18 protein-coding genes are annotated in these 21418 nt (G+C 67.2%); 16 read left to right on the forward strand and 2 right to left on the reverse strand.

Annotated elements, in window-relative coordinates:
• Positions 1–151 precede the first annotated feature (151 nt).
• The 16 genes from ACT535_RS00950 (at position 152) to lpxB (ending at position 19170) form a co-directional block, all read left to right on the forward strand.
• Positions 152–1549: an outer membrane protein transport protein gene (locus tag ACT535_RS00950; RefSeq protein WP_168456810.1), complete on the forward strand. Its 1398-nt coding sequence runs from the start codon at positions 152–154 to the stop codon at positions 1547–1549.
• 183 nt (positions 1550–1732) lie between these two features.
• Positions 1733–3385 carry a long-chain-fatty-acid--CoA ligase gene (locus ACT535_RS00955; protein ID WP_476363048.1) on the forward strand — a complete coding sequence of 551 codons (1653 nt, stop codon included), beginning with the start codon at positions 1733–1735 and terminating at the stop codon, positions 3383–3385.
• A 157-nt stretch (positions 3386–3542) separates the two neighbouring features.
• Positions 3543–4547: a 30S ribosomal protein S2 gene (locus tag ACT535_RS00960; protein ID WP_168456812.1), complete on the forward strand. Its 1005-nt coding sequence runs from the start codon at positions 3543–3545 to the stop codon at positions 4545–4547.
• 123 nt (positions 4548–4670) lie between these two features.
• Positions 4671–5594 (forward strand): translation elongation factor Ts, encoded by a 924-nt coding sequence (tsf, locus tag ACT535_RS00965; RefSeq protein WP_168456813.1) that lies wholly within the window; start codon positions 4671–4673, stop codon positions 5592–5594.
• Between the two features lie 23 nt (positions 5595–5617).
• Positions 5618–6388 (forward strand): UMP kinase, encoded by a 771-nt coding sequence (gene pyrH / locus ACT535_RS00970; protein WP_024279301.1) that lies wholly within the window; start codon positions 5618–5620, stop codon positions 6386–6388.
• Between the two features lie 279 nt (positions 6389–6667).
• On the forward strand, positions 6668–7231 hold the full coding sequence (gene frr, locus ACT535_RS00975) for a ribosome recycling factor (RefSeq protein ID WP_476326835.1): 564 nt from the start codon (positions 6668–6670) through the stop codon (positions 7229–7231).
• Between the two features lie 134 nt (positions 7232–7365).
• A complete protein-coding gene (locus ACT535_RS00980) occupies positions 7366–8178 on the forward strand; it encodes an isoprenyl transferase (RefSeq protein WP_476363974.1) in 813 nt (270 codons plus the stop codon).
• Between the two features lie 5 nt (positions 8179–8183).
• The gene (locus tag ACT535_RS00985; RefSeq protein ID WP_476363049.1) at positions 8184–8996 is read left to right on the forward strand and encodes a phosphatidate cytidylyltransferase; all 813 of its coding nucleotides are present in this window, start codon (positions 8184–8186) and stop codon (positions 8994–8996) included.
• A 10-nt stretch (positions 8997–9006) separates the two neighbouring features.
• Entirely contained in the window at positions 9007–10176 is a 1170-nt protein-coding gene (dxr, locus tag ACT535_RS00990) for a 1-deoxy-D-xylulose-5-phosphate reductoisomerase (RefSeq protein WP_168456816.1), read from the forward strand.
• 104 nt (positions 10177–10280) lie between these two features.
• Entirely contained in the window at positions 10281–11438 is a 1158-nt protein-coding gene (gene rseP, locus ACT535_RS00995) for an RIP metalloprotease RseP (RefSeq protein ID WP_476363975.1), read from the forward strand.
• A gap of 206 nt (positions 11439–11644) precedes the next feature.
• Entirely contained in the window at positions 11645–14164 is a 2520-nt protein-coding gene (bamA, locus tag ACT535_RS01000; RefSeq protein WP_168456817.1) for an outer membrane protein assembly factor BamA, read from the forward strand.
• 461 nt (positions 14165–14625) lie between these two features.
• Positions 14626–15723 (forward strand): UDP-3-O-(3-hydroxymyristoyl)glucosamine N-acyltransferase, encoded by a 1098-nt coding sequence (lpxD, locus tag ACT535_RS01005; protein WP_476363050.1) that lies wholly within the window; start codon positions 14626–14628, stop codon positions 15721–15723.
• Positions 15720–16226 (forward strand): 3-hydroxyacyl-ACP dehydratase FabZ, encoded by a 507-nt coding sequence (gene fabZ / locus ACT535_RS01010; protein ID WP_476363051.1) that lies wholly within the window; start codon positions 15720–15722, stop codon positions 16224–16226. The genes lpxD and fabZ overlap by 4 nt, the downstream gene beginning before the upstream one ends.
• Positions 16226–17032, forward strand: coding sequence for an acyl-ACP--UDP-N-acetylglucosamine O-acyltransferase (gene lpxA / locus ACT535_RS01015; protein ID WP_476363052.1), 807 nt, complete (start codon positions 16226–16228; stop codon positions 17030–17032). Before fabZ ends, lpxA begins: the two co-directional genes overlap by 1 nt.
• Positions 17033–17035: 3 nt before the next feature.
• A complete protein-coding gene (locus ACT535_RS01020; protein WP_476363053.1) occupies positions 17036–17977 on the forward strand; it encodes an LpxI family protein in 942 nt (313 codons plus the stop codon).
• Positions 17974–19170 (forward strand): lipid-A-disaccharide synthase, encoded by a 1197-nt coding sequence (lpxB, locus tag ACT535_RS01025; protein WP_476363054.1) that lies wholly within the window; start codon positions 17974–17976, stop codon positions 19168–19170. The genes ACT535_RS01020 and lpxB overlap by 4 nt, the downstream gene beginning before the upstream one ends.
• Before the next feature lie 83 nt (positions 19171–19253).
• Here the strand turns inward: lpxB and gltA are convergent, their stop codons facing one another.
• Both gltA and mobA read right to left on the reverse strand, forming a co-directional pair.
• The gene (gene gltA, locus ACT535_RS01030; protein WP_024279289.1) at positions 19254–20564 is read right to left on the reverse strand and encodes a citrate synthase; all 1311 of its coding nucleotides are present in this window, start codon (positions 20562–20564) and stop codon (positions 19254–19256) included.
• 168 nt (positions 20565–20732) lie between these two features.
• Entirely contained in the window at positions 20733–21383 is a 651-nt protein-coding gene (gene mobA, locus ACT535_RS01035) for a molybdenum cofactor guanylyltransferase MobA (protein WP_476363055.1), read from the reverse strand.
• Between the last annotated feature and the right edge of the window lie 35 nt (positions 21384–21418).

Below are 21418 nucleotides of genomic sequence, written 5' to 3' on the forward strand. Positions count from 1 at the left end.
ACTTCCCCAGCGTCGAGAGCCGATACGCTGCAGGAAGCCGGTTGACGGATCATTCGCGAACGGCATGCTGGGTGACGTATAGGGCACCGATAAAACGTATAGTGCACCGCAGCGTGCCGGGCCCGGAGGAACAGCCGAGGAGGGGCAATCAATGACGATGCACATGCGTGCCGGGCAGTCCGTCGCCAAAGCGGTGCGAGCCAAGCAGCGGCGCGACCGGACCGGCACCGATCGGGCGAGCCGCCTCGCTCCGGTTCTCGCCGCCTCCGCGGTAGCGATCCCTGTCCTGTTCGCGGCGGCGACGGCGCAGGCCGGCGGCTTCGGGCTTCGCGAGCAGAGTTCCTACTATCAGGGCACGTCCTTCGCCGGCACGGCGGCCGGCGGCGACGGCCTCGCCTCCATGTTCTGGAACCCCGCGGCCATCAGCTTCAATCCCGGGCTGAACGTGGAAGGCAACGTCACCTATATCGCGCCGCACGCCTCCATCGACGTGTTCGCGGCCGGAGCGCCCATCACCGGCACCAGCCTCGGCAATGTCGGCGTGAGCGACATGGTGGACAACGGCACCCTGCCGACCTTCTTCGCCACCTATGCGTGGGACAGGTGGGCGATCGGCTTCGGCGTCACCTCTCCATACGGTCTCGTCACCGACGCGCCGTGCAGCTGGTCCGGCCGCTATTACGGCTGCTACAGCAGCATCTTCGACATGAACGCCCAGCTCTCGGTGGCCTACAAGCTCACCGACTGGATGACCATCGGCGGCGGGCTCAACGTCAATTACATCAACGCCAAGCTCACCAACGCGCAGTTCGCGGGCTTCGCGCCGCCGTCCAACAATCTCTATGCCCAGGTCAACGGCGACGACATCGGCTACGGCGTCAATCTCGGCGTGCTGTTCACGCTGGCGCCCGGAACGACCCTCGGCATCGGCTACAAGTCGCAGATCTCGCAGACGCTCAACGGCATGCTGGACGTGTCCGTCGCCAACATCATTCCGGTGAAGAGCGCCAACGTGACGGCCGGCCTGACGCTGCCCGACCAGGTCACGGCATCGTTCCGCTCGAAGCTCGATCCCCAGTGGACCGTGCTCGGAACGGTGGAGTGGACCAACTGGTCGACGGTCCAGGAGCTGACGGTGAAGGCCGCAGGTCTGCCGGTCAGCACTCTCGACCTCCAGTGGAACGACGGCTGGTTCTTCTCCGGCGGCGTCGAATACCAGTGGGATCCCAAGCTCGCCCTGCGCGCCGGCGTCGGCTACGAGCTGACCCCCGTGCCCGACTCCACGCGCTCGCCGCGCCTGCCCGACACCAACCGGTTCTGGCTCTCGGGTGGCCTCACCTACAACTTCTCGTCTCAGTTCTCGGCGGACTTCGCCTACACCCACATCTTCGGCGAGACGAGCCCGATCCTCCTCACCCCCGCCGATCCGGCAAACGCCCTGCGCGGAACGCTGGTTGGCCAGGTGAGCAACGGCTACGTGGACATCATCTCCGTGGGCCTGCGCTACAAGTTCGACGCGCCCCAGGCGGCGGCCCTCATCACCAAGTAGGGCCTGCGTGTTCCCGGCGGCGTCCGCGCCGCCGGTTTCCGCGTAGCGGACCCGGCACAATCCGCCTTTCCGGCGCAATCGCGCGCCAGCATTCTTGAATCACGGCGTTGCTGATCCAACGTCGGAGATCACGCCGCCGGCTTGCCCAAGAAAATAGAAGAGCGCCGGCGCAGGAGGGACATCATGCTCCATCGCACCGATGCCGCGCCCATCGTCATCTCGCCCGTTCCCGAGCTTCTGGACGCCAGTGTCGCCGCCCACGGCGCGAAGCCGGCGCTGAGCTTCCTGGGCCGCAAGTGGACCTATGCGGAGGTCGGGGCCGCGGTGGACAGGGTCGCGGCGGGGCTCCAGGCCATGGGGGTCCACAAGGGCACCCATGTGGGCCTGTGCCTGCCCAACACCCCCTATTCCGTCATCTTCTTCTTCGCGGTGATGAAGGCGGGCGGCACGGTGGTGAACTTCAGCCCTCTCTATGTGGAGCGCGAGCTGAGGCACCAGATCCGCGATTCCGGGACCACCATCATGGTGGTGCCCGACCTCAAGCTCATCCATTCCCGCGTGGTCGCGGTGGCGCACGAGGCGGGGCTGAAATCCATCATCGTCTGCCCCATGGCGGGCATCCTGCCGTTTCCCAAGGGTCTGCTCTTCAACCTGTTCAAGCGCAAGGAGAAGGCGGCCTACAGCACTGGCGACGGGTTGCATGTGGAGTACGCGTCCCTCCTGAAGCACGGTGACCGCCCCGAGCCGGTGGAGGTGGACCCGGCCAGGGATCTCGCGGTGCTGCAATACACCGGCGGCACCACGGGCGTGCCCAAGGGCGCCATGCTCACCCACGCCAACGTCTCCGCCAATGCCCGCCAGCTGGTCCAGCATGCCGAATGCGAGCGCATCGGGGTGAAGCGGGTGCTGGGGGTGCTGCCCCTGTTCCACGTCTTCGCCATGCAGACGGTGATGCTGATTCCCATCTGCCTCGGCGCCGAGATCATCCTGGTGCCGCGCTTCAACCTCATGTCGCTGCTCGACGACATCGAGCGCGAGAAGCCCACCATGTTCCCCGGCGTGCCGACCATCTACGCCGCCATCAACAATGTGGGGGACATCGAGAAGCGCGACCTCTCCTCCCTCACGCTCTCCATTTCGGGCGGCGCGCCGCTGCCGCTCGATGTGCGCACGCGCTTCCAGGAACTCACCGGCTGCCCGTTGGTGGAGGGCTATGGCCTCTCCGAAAGCTCGCCGGTGGTGAGTGCCAATCCGCCGCTCGGCCTCGTCAAGGATGGCTCCGTGGGCACCGCATTGCCCGAGACGATCATCGAGATTCGCGATCTCGCCGATTCCACCCGCCTGATGCCGGTGGGCGAGAAGGGCGAGGTGTGCCTGCGCGGGCCGCAGGTGATGGCGGGCTACTGGAACCGCCCGGACGAGACGGCCGCCGTCTTCGTCGATGGGGCGCTGCGGACCGGCGACGTCGGCTACCTCGACGAGGACGGCTATCTGTTCCTCGTGGACCGCATCAAGGACGTGATTCTCTGCGGCGGCTACAACGTCTATCCGCGGATGATCGAGGAGGCGCTCTACCTCCATCCGGCCGTGGCCGAGGCGGTGGCCATCGGCATTCCCGACAGCTATCGCGGCCAGGCGCCCAAGGCCTTCGTCACCCTGCGCCAGGGCGCCGAGGCGACGCCGGCCGAGCTGATGGAGTTCCTTTCCGCCCAGATCTCCAAGATCGAGATGCCCAGGGCCGTCGAGATTCGCGAGAGCCTGCCGAAGAGCGTGGTGGGCAAGCTCTCCAAGAAGGAACTGGTGGAAGAGGAGCGGCAGCGCGCTGCCGGAAGGTGAAAGGGGCGACGCGCGCCCCGCCCATACTTGCCTATCAGGCCCACCTCGTGTATGTGCCCGACCCATTCCGCACGCGGACACAGGCCAGATCGGCCATCCGGTGCCTATCGCCATTGGCGAAGGTACGTCCGCGGAGGCTCAACCGGAGAATACCAAAGTGGCTCTTCCCGACTATTCGATGCGTCAGCTCCTCGAAGCTGGCGTGCACTTCGGACATCAGTCCCACCGCTGGAACCCCAAGATGGCTCCGTACATCTTCGGCGTCCGCAACAACATCCACATTCTCGACCTGTCGCAGACCGTGCCGGCGCTCCACCGCGCCCTGCAAGCCGTGTCCGACACCGTGGCCCAGGGTGGCCGCGTGCTGTTCGTGGGCACCAAGCGCCAGGCGCAGGAGCAGGTGGCGGACGCCGCCCGCCGCTCCGCCCAGTATTATGTGAACTCCCGCTGGCTCGGCGGCATGCTCACCAACTGGAAGACCATCTCCAACTCCATCGCCCGGCTGAAGAAGCTGGAGGAGATGCTGGCCGCCCCCGAGGCGTCTTCCGGCTACACCAAGAAGGAGCGCCTGACGCTCTCCCGTGAAAAGGAGAAGCTGGACAAGGCGCTCGGCGGCATCCGCGACATGGGCGGCCTGCCGGACCTGCTGTTCGTGATCGACACGAACAAGGAAGACATTGCGGTCAAGGAAGCGCAGCGCCTCGGCATCCCGGTGGCGGCCATCCTCGACACCAATTGCGATCCGGACGGCATCGCCTATCCGGTCCCGGGCAACGATGACGCGGGCCGCGCCATCCAGCTCTACTGCGATCTCGTCGCCCGCGCCGCCATCGACGGTATCGGCCGCGGTCACAGCGATCTCGGCTACGACGTGGGCGCCGAAGAAGCCCCGCTCGTGGAGGACCTGCCGGCCGAGACCAGCGTGTGGTCGTCGTTCGAGCCCCTCTCCGGTCCCCGCGGCGTCGCCGACGACCTGAAGAAGCTCACCGGCGTGAGCCCCGAGATCGAGCAGAAGCTCAACGATCTCGGCGTGTTCCACTTCGGCCAGGTGGCGGGCCTCGATGCCGTCGACGCCCACCGCATCGGCGAAGAAGTGGGTCTGCCCGGCCGCGTGGACGGCTGGGTTGCCCAGGCCAAGGAGCTGTCTGCCGAGGTCGAGTGACACCCGTCACCGTCCTTGTCGCAGATCTGAAAACGAATCGAGAGTAATGGGGCGCGCACCGCGCCCCCACGGCCGGCTCGGGCGCACCGTGGCCGGCCGTGGCGCGAGAAGAAGGGATTGAACATGGCTGCGATCACCGCCGGGCTCGTGAAGGAACTGCGCGACAAGACCGGCGCAGGCATGATGGACTGCAAGTCCGCGCTCACCGAGACGAACGGCGACGTTGAGGCTGCCATCGACTGGCTGCGCAAGAAGGGCCTCGCGAAGGCCGCCAAGAAGGCTGGCCGCGTGGCCGCCGAAGGCTTGGTGGCGGTCGAGTCCTCCGGCCACTACGCCGCCGCCGTCGAGGTGAATGCCGAAACCGACTTCGTGGCGCGCAACCCGGACTTCCAGGCGTTCGTGCGTGAGGTGGCCAAGGTCGCCCTCAACACGGACGGCTCGGTGGAGGCCGTCGCCGCCGCCAAGTTCCCGGGCGAGGACGTGTCCGTCGCCGACCGCCTGACCGCGCTCATCGCCACCATCGGCGAGAACATGACGCTCCGCCGCTCGGTGAAGCTCACGGTCTCCAAGGGCGTGATCGCTTCTTACGTCCACGGCGCCGTGGTCGAGGGCCAGGGCCGCATCGGCGTGCTGGTGGCGCTCGAGTCCGAAGGCGACGTGGAGAAGCTCTCCACCCTCGGCCGGCAGATCGCCATGCACGTGGCGGCCCTCAACCCGCTGGCGCTCGACGCCTCCGGCATCGACGAGAGCACCATCGCCCGCGAGAAGGCCATCCTGCTCGAGAAGCACCAGGGCAAGCCCGCCAACGTGCAGGACAAGATCGCCGAAAGCGGCATGAAGAGCTTCTTCAAGGAGAACACCCTCCTCGACCAGCCCTTCGTGCATGACGGTTCCAAGTCCGTCGCCCAGGTGCTGAAGGAGGCCGAGGGCCAGGTCGGCGCGCCGGTCAAGCTCACCGCGTTCGTGCGCTATGCGCTCGGCGAGGGCATCGAGAAGGAAGAGACCGACTTCGCGGCCGAGGTGGCCGCCGCTGCCGGCCAGTCCTGATCGCAGGCGGGGAGGGGGCTCCCATGACCGCCATCTCCGACGACTCGGACTATCCGGAACCCCCGGCGCCCTTCGCGGCGCCGGGACTGCCTTATCCCCGCATCCTGGTGAAGGTCTCCGGCGAAGCGCTGATGGGCGCGGAGCCCTTCGGCCTGCATCCGCCCACTGTCGCCCGCATCGCCCGTGACCTCGTCGCAGCCCGCGCGGCGGGGTGCGAGGTGGCGGTGGTCGTCGGCGGCGGCAACATCCTGCGTGGCGCGCGGGTGGCCGACGAGAATCTCGACCGCGCCACCGCCGACCACATGGGCATGCTCGCCACCGTGATGAACGGCCTCGCGCTGGAGCGGGCCATCGAGGCGGCCGGTGCCCCGGCGCGGACCCTGTCCGCCATCCCCATGCCGACGGTGTGCGAGCCCTACGCCCGCCAGCCGGCCATGCGGCACCTGCGGCGCGGCCGCATCGTCGTGCTCACCGGCGGAACGGGAAATCCCTACTTCACCACCGACACCGGCGCCGTGCTGCGCGCGGCCGAGCTGGACTGCGACGCGGTGCTGAAGGCGACCAATGTGGACGGCGTCTATTCCGCCGATCCCAAGCTCGATCCCTCGGCGACCCGCTACGACCGCATCACCCACGACGAGGCGCTGTCCCGCGACCTCAAGGTGATGGATGCGGCGGCGTTCGCGCTTGCCCGCGAAGCGGCCTTGCCGATAATCGTGTTCTCCATCCGCGAGCCCGGCGCCATCGCCACGGCAGCGATGGGGGAGGGGCGCGTCACGGTCGTCGCGCCCTGATCGGGCGAGACCGACCGCGACTTGAGGATTTCCGGAAGGACAGGGGGCGCTGTCGACGGATGGAGACATAAGGCTCGGACCGGGGCATCGCCTCGGGCGAAAGCCACGCACGGCACGGTCACCGAATTGCCGTGCCGTGCTGTCATTTCCGCACTAGCTGCCACCTCGACTAAGCTCCAAACACCGCGCCTTTCCCGTCGGGACGACGCCGATGCATGGAATCCGAAACGTTTCCGTGCGATTGAAGCGTGCCCGCGATCTTGAAGACAGAGGATAGTCATGACCACCGGGACCTTCGACATGGCCGATCTCAAGCGCCGCATGCAGGGCGCGGTCGGCGTGCTCAGGGACGAGCTGGGCGGCCTGCGCACCGGCCGCGCCTCGGCCAGCCTGCTCGAGCCCATCACGATCGAGGCCTATGGCGCGCGAATGCCCCTGAACCAGGTGGCCACGGTCTCTGTGCCCGAGGCCCGCATGCTCTCCGTGCAGGTGTGGGACCGCGGCATGGTGAACGCCGTCGAAAAGGCGATCCGCGATTCGAATCTCGGCCTCAATCCGGCGACGGAAGGCCAGGTGCTGCGCCTGCGCATCCCTGAACTCAACCAGGAACGGCGCCAGGAACTCGTCAAGGTTGCGCACAAATATGCCGAGGCCGCCCGGGTGGCGGTACGTCATGTGCGTCGGGACGGGATGGACCTGCTGAAGAAGCTGGAAAAGGACAGCGAGATGGGGTCCGATGAGCTGGAGCGCCTCTCCAAGGACGTCCAGAAGGCGACCGACGAGACCATTGCCGACATCGACCAGACGCTCGCCCAGAAGGAAAAGGAAATCCTCTCCGTCTGAGGGAGGCGGCAGCGCGAGGCCAGGGACGTGGTTGGCACGCGGTTGACTGGGGACACGGTGACCGGCGCCGGTCGGTCGCCACGGTTTGAGAACCAACGCGGTTTGAGGACGAAGGTGTGAGCCCTGAGCAAGCCATGACCGTGCGCGCCGCAAGCGAGACCGCCGTCCCCGGCCGGACGTCGCCGGCTGCGCCGGCGGCCGGCGGTCAGCCGACGCCCGCCGGGGCGCCGCGGTGCGTTCCTGTCCACGTGGGCGTCATCATGGACGGCAACGGACGCTGGGCGACCTCGCGCATGCTGCCGCGGGTGGAAGGGCATCGCCGCGGCGTGGAGGCCCTGCGCCGCTGCGTGCGCGCGGCCCGCGAGATCGGTATCCGCTTCCTCACCATCTACAGCTTCTCCGCGGAAAACTGGTCGCGTCCCGTCACCGAGGTGACGGAGCTGATGCGGCTGCTGAAGTTCTTCCTGCGGCACGATCTCGCCGAGCTGAATTCCGCCAATGTGCGGGTGAAGGTGATCGGCGAGCGGGCGGGGCTGGCCCCGGACATCCGGCAATTGCTGGACGATGCCGAGGCACTGACCTGCACCAACACCGGATTGACGCTGGTCGTCGCCTTCAATTACGGCGCACGCCAGGAGATTGCTTCTGCCGTGGCGCGCATCGCTACGGACGTCGCTGCCGGGCGGGTGAAGCCCGAAGACGTGGACGTGGAAATGATTTCCCAGCGGCTCGAAACCGCCGGCATTCCCGATCCCGACCTCATCGTGCGCACCTCCGGCGAACAGCGGCTGTCCAATTTCCTGCTGTGGCAGGCCGCTTATTCGGAATTCGTGTTCCTGCCCATCTACTGGCCTGACTTCGACAAGGCCGCCCTCATCGCGGCCATCGACGAATATGCCCGGCGCGACCGGCGGTTCGGCGGCGTGACGCCTCGCCCCGGACCCTGACCCACGTGCATTTCGGCTCCGATCTCAGGCATCGCACCCTTTCCGCACTCGTGCTGGTGCCGCTGGTGCTCGCGGCTGCCTGGTATGGCGGCATCCCGTTCGCCGTGCTGTGGGTGGCGGCCGGGCTCCTTGTCCTCAACGAATGGGCGGTGATCGCGCGCCTCGATCATCGCCTGGTCTATCTCGGCCTCGGCGGCCTGGGCCTCGTCGCCGGCGGCGTGCTGGCCGTGATGGCGGAGCCGACCTGGGCCTTCAGCGCAGCCGTGCTGGCCGCCGCCGCCTGCACCCTCGCGGTGCCGCGGCAGAGCGCCTGGGCCATGGCCGGGGTGCTCGCCGCCGCCAGCGCTGCGCTGCCCGTGGTGGTGCTGCGGGGCGCGTCGCCGCTGGGTTTTTCCGCGGTGCTCTATCTTTGCGCCATCGTCTGGGCGACCGACATCTTCGCCTATTTCACCGGCCGCGCCCTCGGTGGGCCGAAGCTGTGGCCGCGGGTGTCGCCGAACAAGACATGGTCCGGCGCCATCGGCGGAACCGTGCTCGCCACTCTCTGCGGCCTCGGCGTGGCCTACGTCTCCGGCGCGCCGGCCCTATTGCCGCTCGCCGGCCTCTCCCTCCTGCTCAGCATCGTCAGCCAGGCCGGCGACCTCGCGGAATCGGCGGTGAAGCGCCTGTTCGGCGTGAAGGATGCGAGCCGACTCATTCCCGGCCATGGCGGGCTGCTCGACCGGCTGGACGGCTTCGCCGCCGCAGCCCTGCTGGCGGTCGTCGTCGCCGTGCTGCGCAATGCGGGCGACCCGGCGGCCGGACTGCTTTTGTGGTAGGACGCTCCCCATGAAACGTCTTTCCGTGCTCGGGGCCACCGGCTCCATCGGCCACAGCGTGCGCAAGGTGCTCGCGGACGCGCCCGGCCTTTTCGCGATCGAGTCCGTGGCCGGCGGACGCGATGCCGCCGCCCTTGCCGAGACCGCCCTGGCGCTGGGCGCCCGCTTCGCCGCGCTGGCCGATCCCGCGGGCGGCGCGGCGCTCAGGGAGGCCCTTTCCGGCAGCGGCATCGAATGTGGCGCCGGCCCCGAAGCGGTGCTGGAAGCTGCGCGTCGCGAGACCGATGTGGTGGTGAGCGCCATCGTCGGCTGCGCCGGGCTCGCGCCGACGGTCGCGGCCTTCGCGCCGGGCCGGCGCATCGCGCTCGCCAACAAGGAATGCCTGGTCGCGGCCGGCGCCTTCTTCATGGCCGAGGCGGCGCGCCTCGAAACCGAAATCCTGCCTGTGGATTCGGAGCACAACGCCATTTTCCAGGCGCTGGCGGCCGGTCCCCACAAGGCGGTGGAGAAGATCACGCTCACGGCCTCTGGCGGTCCGTTCCGCCTCAAGAGCCGCGAAGAGATCGCCCGGGCCTTGCCGCAGGATGCGCTGAAGCATCCCAACTGGAACATGGGCGCCAAGGTCACCATCGATTCCGCGACCCTCATGAACAAGGGGCTCGAGCTGATCGAGGCCCAGCACCTGTTCGCCGTCTCGGCCGAGCAACTGGACGCGGTGGTCCATGCCGAGTCGGTGGTCCACGGCCTTGTCTCCTTCATCGACGGCTCGGTGACGGCAGGGCTGGCGCTGCCGGACATGTGCGTGCCCATCGCCCATTGCCTTGCCTATCCCGAGCGCGTCGCGACCTCCTGCCGCAAGCTCGACCTCGTGGCCCTGGGACGCCTCAGCTTCGAGGCCCCGGACGTGGCGCGATTCCCGGCGCTGGGCCTCGCCCGCGAAGTGCTGAAGCAGGGGGGAATCGCAGCGACCGTGCTCAATGCGGCGAACGAGATCGCCGTCGCGGCCTATCTCGAAGGGCGGATCGGTTTCTACGGCATCACCGACATCGTCGGGGCGACCCTCGACCGGATCAATGGTGGTCCGGCACCGGCGAGCATCGACGATGCGCTGGAGGCCGACCAGATGGCGCGCCGCACGGCCTCCGGGCTTCTGCCCAAGTTTGCCGCAAAGGCATCCTAAGAGCAGTTTCCCGTCGCACAGCTCCGGCCCGCCGAGGCTGGCGGGTGCGGGATAAGTGTGTAGGGTGATCCCGCCCGCGGGCACGGGGAGAAGAGGAACCGATGATGGATGTGATTTCCGGTCTTGGTGCGAACCTTGGCACGCTGTCCTCCACTCTCCTCGGCTATGTCATCCCGTTCCTGTTCGTCCTGACGCTGGTGGTCTTCTTCCACGAGCTGGGTCACTTCTGGGTGGCGCGGCGCGCCGGCGTCCGCGTGCTGACCTTCTCGCTGGGCTTCGGGCCCGAGATCGCTGGTTTCAATGACCGGCATGGCACCCGCTGGCGCATCGCCGCGGTGCCGCTCGGCGGCTATGTGCGCTTCTTCGGAGACGAGGACGCCGCCTCCACGCCCGACGCTGCGCGCCTCTCCCAGATGACCGCGGCCGAGCGCAACGAAAGCTTCTTCTACAAGCCGGTCGCCTGGCGCGCGGCCATCGTCGCCGCCGGACCCATCGCCAATTTCCTCCTGGCCATCGCCATCTTCGCCATCGTCTTCATGGTGTTCGGCAAGCAGGTGACGGCGCCGCGTGTGGACCAGATCAACCCCGGCAGTGCCGCCGAGATCGCCGGCTTCAAGCCCGGCGACCTGGTGCTGGAGATCGACGGCGCCAAGGTGGAGAGCTTTTCCGACATGCAGCGCATCGTCGGCTCCCACGCCGGCCAGCCGTTGGCCTTCACCGTCGCCCGGGGCGACCGCGAAGTGATCCTGACGGCCACGCCCGAGCTGAAAGAAGTCAAGGATCCCTTCGGCAACAGCCACCGGACCGGGCTGCTCGGAATCTCGCGCTCGCTGGCGGCTGGCGACGTGACGACTCAGCGGTTCGGCCCCGTCGAAGCCATCGGCATGGGTGTCCAGGAAACCTGGTTCGTGGTGGCCCGCACCTTCGATTACCTCGGTGGCCTGGTGGCCGGGCGCGAGTCGGCCGATCAGCTCGGGGGCCCCATCCGCATCGCCCAGGTGTCCGGGCAAGTCGCGACATTTGGTATCGGGGCACTTCTGTCCCTGGCGGCCGTGCTGTCCGTGTCTATCGGATTGCTTAACCTCTTTCCCATCCCGCTGTTGGATGGCGGACACCTTCTGTTCTACGCTTTCGAGGCGATCCGTGGACGCCCGCTGAGTGCCCGGACGCAGGACATCGGCTTCCGCATCGGCCTTGCGCTGGTGCTTATGCTGATGATCTTCGCCACCTGGAATGACGTGCTGCATATTGCTGCAATGTAAGGGATTTTGATTTGTCGCACCGGGGTCGTGGCGAGCGGGCAACGGTCTCCGGAAAAGGGCAGTCTTCGGCCGCGGTTCGGTTTGCACCTGCGGTAAAAGCCTGTACAAGCGGCATCGCAGGGTGAGAATCCGTCCCTGTGCCCGGTGCGTTTGTCCGGGGAAGGCGGCGGGTTCGAGAACAACGAAATTTCAAGGTTGCGCACCATATGACTGCTACGCTCCGGGTCCTGAGAAATCTGGCCGCCGCCTTTGGTCTCGCCGCCTGCGTTGCGGCGGGTTCGGTGGCCGGTTCTCTCGTTGTGGCGTCCCCCGCCGCAGCCCAGTCCAGCTCCATCGTGGTTGAGGGCAACCGCCGTGTGGACGCGGATACCATCCGCTCCTATTTCGGCTCCGGTCCCTACACGGCTGCCAAGATCGACGAGGCTTGGAAGGCGCTCTACGCGACCGGCCTCTTCTCGGATGTGCAGATCAACCAGTCCGGCGGCCGCATCGTGGTGCGGGTGGCCGAGAACGAGGTGATCAATCGCGTCATCTTCGAGGGCAACAAGAAGCTCAAGGACGAGGTGCTCGAGGCCGAGGTCCAGTCCAAGCCGCGCGCGCCGTTCAACAAGTCCACCGTCCAGGCCGATACCCAGCGTATCATCGAGATCTATCGCCGTTCCGGCCGCAGCGATGTGCGCGTCAACCCGGTCACCATCGACCGCGGCAACGGCCGCGTCGATCTGGTCTTCGAGATCACGGAAGGCAGCAAGACCGGTATCAAGGACATCAAGTTCGTCGGCAACAAGGCCTTTTCGGACTGGAAGCTGAAGGACGTGATCTCCACGACCCAGACCAACTGGCTGTCGTTCCTGAAGTCCACCGACGCCTACGATCCCGACCGGGTGAACTCGGACCAGGAGCTGCTGCGCCGCTTCTATCTGAAGAACGGCTATGCGGACTTCCGCATCGTCGGCGCGACCGCCGAGCTCGATCCCGGTGGCGGCGGCTACATCCTCACCTTCACCCTCGAAGAGGGCGACCAGTATCGCTTCGGCAAGGTCGATGTGGTGTCCAACATCCGCGACTTGTCCGCCGACTCCCTGAAGCGCGTGGTGCGCGCTCAGGAGGGCCAGATCTATAACGCCGAGCTGGTCGAGAAGTCGGTCGAGAACCTCACCATCGAGGCCTCCAAGTCTGGCTATGCCTTCGCCCAGGTCCGTCCGCGTGGCGATCGCGACTTCCAGGCCAAGCTCATCAACGTGGCGTTCGTGCTTGAGGAAGGCCCGCGGGTCTACATCGAGCGCATCGAAATCCGCGGCAACACCCGCACCCGTGACTATGTCATCCGGCGCGAGTTCGATATCGGCGAGGGCGACGCCTACAACCGCGTGCTGGTCGATCGGGCCGAGCGCCGGCTGCGCAACCTCGGCTACTTCAAGAACGTGAAGATCACCACCGAGCCGGGCTCCGCGCCCGACCGCGTGATCCTCGCGGTGGACGTGGAAGACCAGCCCACCGGCGAGTTCTCCATCTCCGGCGGCTATTCGACCGCGGACGGCATCATCGGCGAGGTCTCGCTGGGTGAGAAGAACTTCCTCGGCCGTGGCCAGTACGTGAAGGTGTCAGGCACGCTGGGTCAGTACTCCCAGGGCGCGGAATTCTCCTTCACCGAGCCCTACTTCCTCGGCTATCGCGTGGCCGCCGGCTTCGACCTCTACTGGAAGAACACCGAGACCACGAGCTACACGCCGTATGGCACCAACATGGTCGGTGGCGGCCTGCGCCTCGGCCTGCCCATTACGGACGAGATCACGCTCGCCCTGCGCTACAACCTCTATCAGCGCTCGATCAACCTGTGCAGTGGGTACGGTGATCCGGGCACGGCCTATTACAACTACTGCGCGACCTCGATTTCCTGGGCCATTCGTGACGCCGAAGCTCAGGGGGCGACCATTACCTCGGCGCTGGGCTACACCCTGTCGTTCAACTCGCTCGACAGCAACCAGAACCCGACACAGGGCATCTATGCCGAGCTGAAGCAGGATCTGGCGGGCGTCGGCGGTGACGTGAACTTCATCCGCACCACGGGTGACATCCGCCACTACACGCCGCTGCCTGGCGACAGCGTGCTGATCCTGCGGGGTCAGGCGGGCTACGTCTCCTCGTGGGGCGATCAGGATCTGGACGTTCTGGACAACTTCTACATGGGTCCGAACCTGGTCCGCGGCTTTGCGCCCTCCGGTATCGGTCCTCGCGATCTCGCACCCTGCGCGAAGTCGAATGCCGGCACTCCGCTCGCCTACAACTGCTACAACAATCAGCTCAATGCTCTGGGCGGCACCACCTACTGGGGTGTCTCTGCGGAAGTCCAGTTCCCCTTCGCCTTCCTGCCCAAGGATATCGGCATGAAGGGTGCGATCTTCGCGGATGCCGGCTCGCTGTTTAACTACAATGGCCCGACTTCATTCCCAGGTGTTCCGAACTGGAACGTTAACCCCAACAAGCCCGGCAGCGGCCTCAATTTCTACGGCAACCCGAACTTCGTGACCTGCCCGGGCGGCTCCCAGAACGCCAAGGGTAACGTCTGCGTCTATGACGACGACACGGTCCGCTCCTCGGTTGGCGTCAGCTTGATCTGGCAGTCGCCGTTCGGTCCCCTGCGCTTCGACTATGCCTGGGTGCTTTCGCAGGCCCAGTTCGACCAGACCCAGGCGTTCCGCTTCTCGGGCGGCACCCGGTTTTGACCTGACCGGTTAGAGCGGTTGCGGCGGACCTTGCTGCCGGAACCGCTATGGGACGAGACCTCAAACTGCCTCTCCGGTGCGTTGCATCGGGGAGGCAGTCTCGCTATGGGAGGGGCGCATTTCGCACTAACGCGCCGATCTCAGTCGCAACGGTTTCGCCTTCGAGGTCTTCGTCCCCGGCCCAATCCCTTGTCGAGGTTCTCGCCCGCATCGGCCTTCGCCTGCGCCGCGCCGATCTCCCGGATGGCCAGCCAGATGAGGACCCTCCGAGAACAGAGACCCGCTTGTCGCGAAGACGTGCTGAAGGTTGCGACGTGCCCACGTTTGCCCGTCAGGGGCGGCTCCCCTCCGGGCGGCCTGCCTTCGGTCGGTTTGGTCGCGGATGAGGCGTGCCCCGCCGGGCGTGTTGATCCGTACGTGGAACCACCCGTTTCGTTCTCCGGCGCCTGGGCGTATCCGTCATGAGTCACGACCTGTTTTTCCCGCTTCCGGAGCCTTTAACCCTTGCAGAAGTGGCTGCGCTCGCCGGAGCGCGGCTCTCCGCCTCCAGTCCGGAGGAAGAAGCTGAGCTGGGCGCCCGGCGCATCAGTGGTCTTGGCACCCTGGAAACCGCCGGCCCTGACGAACTCGCCTTCTGCGATTCCTTCCTCTTTGCCGAGAAGCTCGGGAGCGTTCGGGCCGGGGCGCTCATCACCTCCGAGCGCTTCGCTCCGAAGGCACCGGCCGGTCTGCCGCTGCTGATCGCTCCGCGTCCGGCCTCGGCATTCCTCGCCGTGTCGCGGCGCATGTTTCCCGCTGCGCTCCGTCCGCTGCCGATCTTCGGCCATGAGGGTGTAGCCCCGGGTGCCCAGGTGCATCCGAAGGCACGCCTGGAGGATGGGGTGACGGTGGACCCCTGCGCGGTCATTGGCCCCGGCGCCGAGATCGGCGCGGGTTCGGTCATCTGCGCCGGCGCCATCATTGGCCCCCACGTGCGCATCGGCCGGGGCTGCGCCATCGGCCCCGGGGCCAGCGTGATCCACGCGTATGTCGGCAATGGCGTCATCATCCATGCCGGAGCCCGGATCGGCTCGGATGGCTTCGGCTATCAGCCGAGCCCGGCCGGCCATGTGAAGGTGCCGCAACTCGGCCGGGTGGTGGTGCAGGACAATGCTGAGATCGGAGCCAACACCACCATCGACCGTGGCGCCATTACCGACACAGTGATCGGTGAGGGCAGCAAGATCGACAACCTGGTCCAGATCGCCCACAACGTGGTGATCGGCCGTCATTGCATCGTCGTGTCCCAGACCGGCATCTCGGGCTCGACCACGCTCGGGGATTTCGTGATGCTCGGCGGGCAGGTTGGCGTCGTGGGCCATGTCACCATCGGCACCGGCGCGCAGATCGCCGCTTCAAGCAACGTGAAGGGCGACGTGCCGCCGGGCGTGCGCTGGGGCGGTTCGCCGGCAAAGCCCGTGCGCGAATGGTTCCGCGAAGTCGCGACGCTCAAGCGCATCGCCGCTGCCGGCGCCCGCCGGGGCAAGGACGACGAGGAAGGGGAAGGACCGCAGGAATGAACGACACCACGCGCGCACCCGGAGAGGCCGGTGCGTCCCAGGCCGAAGCCCCCAAGGTGCTCGGCAGCGCGGACATCCAGAAGGTGCTCGCCTGCCTGCCGCACCGCTATCCCATCCTCATGGTGGACCGGGTGGAGCAGATCGACGGCGATCTCTCCTGCATCGGCGTCAAGAACGTCACCGCCAACGAGCCGCACTTCCTCGGCCACTTCCCGGGCAATCCGGTGATGCCCGGTGTCCTCATCATCGAGGGCATGGCCCAGACGGCAGGGGTCGTCTGCGTGCTCGGCAAGGAAAACAAGGAGAAGCCCTCGCTGGTCTATTTCATGACCATCGACGAGGCGAAGTTCCGCCGTCCCGTGGTGCCGGGAGATGTGCTCGAATACCACATGACCCGCATCAGCCGCCGCCGCAACATGTGGTGGTATCGCGGCGAAGCCAAGGTGCGCGGCGAGCTGGTGGCCGAGGCTAAGGTCGGCGCAATGATCGTGGAGAACAGCTAGTGGCGAAGATCGATCCCACCGCCCGGGTGGAGAACCGGGCGGGGCTCGCGGATGATGTCGAGATCGGTCCTTATGCCATCCTCGGTCCGGACGTGGTGCTCGAAGCGGGCGTGAAGCTGCACGCTCATGTGGTTATTCAGGGTGTCACCACCATCGGCGCGCGCACGCAGGTCTTCCCCTTCGCTTCGCTCGGCTCGGCGCCGCAATCGGTGCACTACAAGGGCGAGCCGACGAAGCTCGTCATCGGCACGGATTGCATGCTCCGCGAGCACGCGACGGCGAGCACCGGCACGGTGGGCGGCGGCGGCGTCACGCGCATCGGCAACGGCGTGATGATGATGACGGGCTCCCATGTGGGCCATGACTGCACGGTCGGCAACGGCGTCATCTTCGCCAACAACGCGGTGCTCGGCGGCCATGTGAGCGTCGGTGACTTCACCTTCCTCGGCGGCCAGTGCGCGGTGCACCAGTTCACCCGCATCGGCGCCCAGTGCATGATTTCCGGTCTCACCGGCGTGCGCGAGGACGTGATCCCCTTCGCCAACGTGCTCGGACAGGCCGGCAAGCTGGTCGGCCTCAATGTGGTGGGCATGAAGCGGCGCGGCTTCACCAAGTCCGATCTGCACGCGGCCCGCGCGGTCTATCGCGATCTCTTCTTCGGCGAGGGCACGTTCGACATGCGCCTCGAGAAGGTGCGGCAGATGGTGGGGGAATCGGCGTTCGCGGCCGCCGTGGTGGCCTTCATCGATGCCGATCGCAAGCGTCCCATCTGTCATCCGGCGCGGGGCGTCATCAAGGAGGATTGAGCCGTGGGCCTGCCGGGGGAAGACGGGCAGGGGCGTGCCGTGGGGGCGGCGCGTGGCCCGGATGTGGCCGGCCTCGGCGCGTCGCAGAAGCGAGGCCCCCTCAGCCAGGGACCGCTCGGCATCGTCGCCGGCAGCGGCGCCTTTCCTGCTGCGGTCGCCGAAGCGGCCGCGGCGGACGGGCGCGAGGTGGTGCTGCTTCTCATCCAGGGCTTTGCCGATCCGGCGCTGGAGCGCTGGCCGCACCTCTGGTTCCGCCTCGGTTCGCTCGGCTCCGTCACCACATGGGCCAAGGCGCGCGGGGTGCGCGAGGTGGTCATGGTGGGTGCCCTGACGCGCCCGCGCGTGCGCGACCTCGGGTTTGACTTCACCATGCTGCGGCTGCTGCCGCGCATCGCCCGCCTGTTCCGGGGCGGCGACAATCACCTGCTCTCGGGCGTTCTGGGTCTCGTGGCGGAGCAGGGGTTCACCCTGGTCGGCGCGCATGAGGTGGCCCCCCGCCTGCTGCTTCCGCAGGGCGTGCTCGGTGCCCTTCGGCCGAGCGAGACTCAGCAGGCGGACATCGCACGTGGGCTCGACGTGATCCGCGCCCTCGGTCCGTTCGACGTGGGGCAGGGGGTGATCGTGGTGGATGGCCTCGTCGCGGCCGTCGAGGCCGCGGAGGGAACGGACCAGATGCTGGCCCGCTATGGCGATATGCGCTGCTCCGGCCGGCTGCGCTTCGCCGCCGGCAAGGGTGTTCTGGTCAAGGCGCCGAAGCCGGGCCAGGACCGTCGGGTGGATCTGCCCTCGCTCGGCCCGCAGACCGTGAAACGGGCGGCTGAGGTGGGCCTCGCCGGCATCGCCTTCGAGGCGGGGGGCGCCATCGTGCCGGATGCGCAGGCGCTGGTGGAGGCGGCCGATGCCGCCGGTCTGTTCGTCGCGGGCATCGGAGGGCGTGGCGCGTGAGCATCGAGAACGGCGGGCGCCCGCCGCGGATCTTCATCGTCGCGGGGGAGGAATCGGGGGACCAGCTCGGCGGCGCGCTGATGGAGGCGGTTGTCGCCGCCGCGCCCGGTGCCACGTTCCGGGGCGTCGGCGGCTGGCGCATGGCGGCGTCGGGCCTCGACAGCCTCTATCCCATGGATGACCTGACCGCCATCGGCATCGCCGCCGTGGTTGGCAAGCTGCCCACCATCCTGCGGCGCCTGAAGGAGACCGTCGAGGCAGTGCTGGCCGACCCACCGGATGTGCTGGTGCTGGTGGATGCGCCGGATTTCACCCACCGCGTGGCGGCGCGGGTGCGGGCGCGCAACCCGAACATTCCCATCGTCAAATATGTCTCGCCCACGGTGTGGATCTGGCGCTCGGGGCGGGCGGCGGCCATGCGGCCCTATGTGGATGCGCTGCTCGCTTTGCTGCCGTTCGAGCCGGAGGTCCACCGCAGGCTGGGCGGGCCGCCCACCTTCTATGTGGGCCACCCCCTGCTGCAGCGGCTTGGCGAACTGAGGCCGTCCCCGGTCGAGGCGGAGCGGCGGCTCGCCAAACCGCCGCTGGTGCTGGTGCTGCCCGGCAGCCGGCGGCGGGAGATCGCACGCATTGGCGCCGATTTCGGCGCGGCGTTGGCCGAAGTCGGCCGCACCCACGAGATGGAGCTGGTGCTACCCACCCTGCCGCGGCTGGAAGGGCTGGTGCACGAGACGATCGCGCAGTGGCCGCTGAAGCCGCGCGTGGTGACGAGCGAGGCGGAGAAGCTCGCGGCCTTCCGCTCCGCCCACGCCGCGCTCGCCGCATCGGGCACCGTGACGCTGGAGCTGGCGCTCGCGGCCATTCCCCATGTCGCTGCCTATCGCATCGGCTGGCTGGAGGCGCAGATCGGTCGGCGGGTGCTGAAGGGCACGACGGTCATCCTCGCCAACCTGGTGGCGGGCGAGAATGTGGTGCCGGAGTTCCTCCAGGAATATTGCACCGTTCCGGCGCTTGTCGGCGCCCTTTCAGCCTTGCTTGAGGACAGCCCGGCGCGGCAGCTGCAGGAGCAGGCATTCGCCAGCTTCGACGAGATTTTCGGCATCGCCGGCCCCAGCCCCAGCGCGCGTGCGGCCGAGGTGGTGCTCCGCCTCGCGCGGGAAGGACGTCCGGGCGCTCTGCCTCCACCGCGTTGAGGCGGCAGCGCAGTAATACGGATCCCCAAACGAAAAACGCGGCCCGAAGGCCGCGTTTTCCTGTTTCAGACACTCTCCAGCACTCACTTGCGCTTGGACATGGCCACGTAGTCGCGCTGAGCAGCGCCGGTGTAGAGCTGGCGGGGACGGCCGATACGCTGGCTCGGGTCCTCGATCATCTCCTTCCACTGGCCGATCCAGCCCACGGTGCGGGCGAGGGCGAACAGCACGGTGAACATGGTGGTGGGGAAGCCCATCGCCTTGAGGGTGATGCCCGAATAGAAGTCGATGTTCGGGTAGAGCTTCTTCTCGATGAAGTAGTCGTCGTGAAGCGCGATGCGCTCCAGCTCCACGGCCACGTCGAGCAGCGGATCGTCCTTGATGCCGAGCTCGGTCAGCACTTCGTGGCAAGTCTGCTGCATGATCTTGGCGCGCGGGTCGTAGTTCTTGTAGACCCGGTGACCGAAGCCCATCAGGCGGAAGGGATCGTTCTTGTCCTTCGAGCGCTTGATGTACTCGGGGATGCGATCCACGGAGCCGATCTCGGCCAGCATCTTGAGGGCCGCCTCGTTGGCGCCGCCATGGGCGGGGCCCCACAGGCAGGCGATGCCGGCGGCGATGCAGGCGAAGGGGTTGGCGCCGGAAGAGCCGGCGAGGCGCACCGTGGAGGTGGATGCGTTCTGCTCGTGGTCGGCGTGGAGGATAAAAATCTTATCCATCGCCTTCGAGAGAATCGGGTTGACCTTGTATTCCTCGCACGGGACAGCGAAGCACATGCGCAGGAAGTTCGACGTATAGTCGATATCGTTCTTCGGATAAACAAACGGCTGGCCGATGGAATACTTGTAGGCCATGGCCGCCAGCGTCGGCATCTTCGCGATCATGCGGATGGATGCGATCAGGCGCTGGGTCGGGTCGGAAATGTCCGTGGAGTCGTGATAGAAGGCCGAGAGCGCGCCGACCGAGGCCACCATGATGGCCATGGGGTGGGCGTCGCGGCGGAAGCCCTGGAAGAAGCGGGTCATCTGCTCGTGGACCATCGTGTGATTGGTCACGGACTTGTCGAATTCCGCCTTCTGCGCCGCAGTGGGGAGTTCGCCGTAGAGCAGGAGGTAACAGGTCTCGAGGAAGTCACCATTCTCGGCGAGCTGTTCGATGGGGTAGCCGCGATACAGCAGCACGCCTTCGTCGCCGTCGATGTAGGTGATCTTGCTTTCGCAGGAAGCGGTCGAGGTAAAGCCGGGGTCGTAGGTGAACATCCCGGTCTGGCCGTAGAGCTTGGAGATGTCGACCACGTCGGGTCCGATGGAGCCTTCGTGGATCGGAAGGTCCCAGCTCTTCTCCCCCAAGCTTAGCTTGGCCGCTTTTGCCCCGGTGTTGGTGGTGGCGTCCATGGATCCCTCATCCTTTGGGCGGACAGACCCGTTTTCGGCAGAGGTCCGGAGGTGGCGGTCCGGTCTCCGAGCGGCAAGTCCGTCTCCGCTCCGGCATCTTCGCGAATGCGAAGCCGCCGTCCTGCAGTCCTAAACCCTCCCCAATCCTGCCGCAAGCATGACCATGCTTCATTGGCGGGCAACGAGGCGTTTCTCTGCAATGGCAAGGTCTTCCGGCGTGTTCACATTGAAGAACGGGTCGTCCGGAAGGCCCTCCCACGTCACCGTTACGGCATTGAGGGCATCGAGGAGAAGCCCGACTTTCAGCCGTCCCGACGCAAGGCTTTGCCGCAGCGCGGCGTGAGCCGCCGCGGGCCATACCGCGATCACCGGATGGCGCTGTCCGCCGGAGCCTGCGCATACAACAGTGTCGGTCTCCCGATGCCGTTCCATGAGCCGAACGACGAGATCGTCCGGCAGGAACGGCGTGTCGGCGGCGACGGTGAGAAGGCTCGCCCCGGGGGCGGCCTGCGCCAGATGCTCCAGCCCCGCAAGCACGCCGGCCAGCGGTCCGGGATGACCGCCGATGGTATCAGGCAGCACGGGCAGGCCGAATCCGTCGTAGGTGCCGGCGGGCGCATTGGCGTTGATGAGGAGGCGACCGGCCTGCGGACTCAGGCGCTCGATGACGTGCGCGATGAGGGGCCGTCCCCCCAGCGGCACCAGCGGCTTTTCCACGGCCCCCAGCGCCGGCGCATTGATCCGCCGGCCCAGGCCGCCCGCGAGGATTAGCGCGGGGGGACGCAGGGCGGGGGGGAGAGCGGGCGGCTGATCGGGCATGGCTGTTCAAGGCGCCGCCGTTTCAGGCGGTGAGG

It is taken from the genome of Xanthobacter sp. DMC12, from assembly GCF_056314105.1.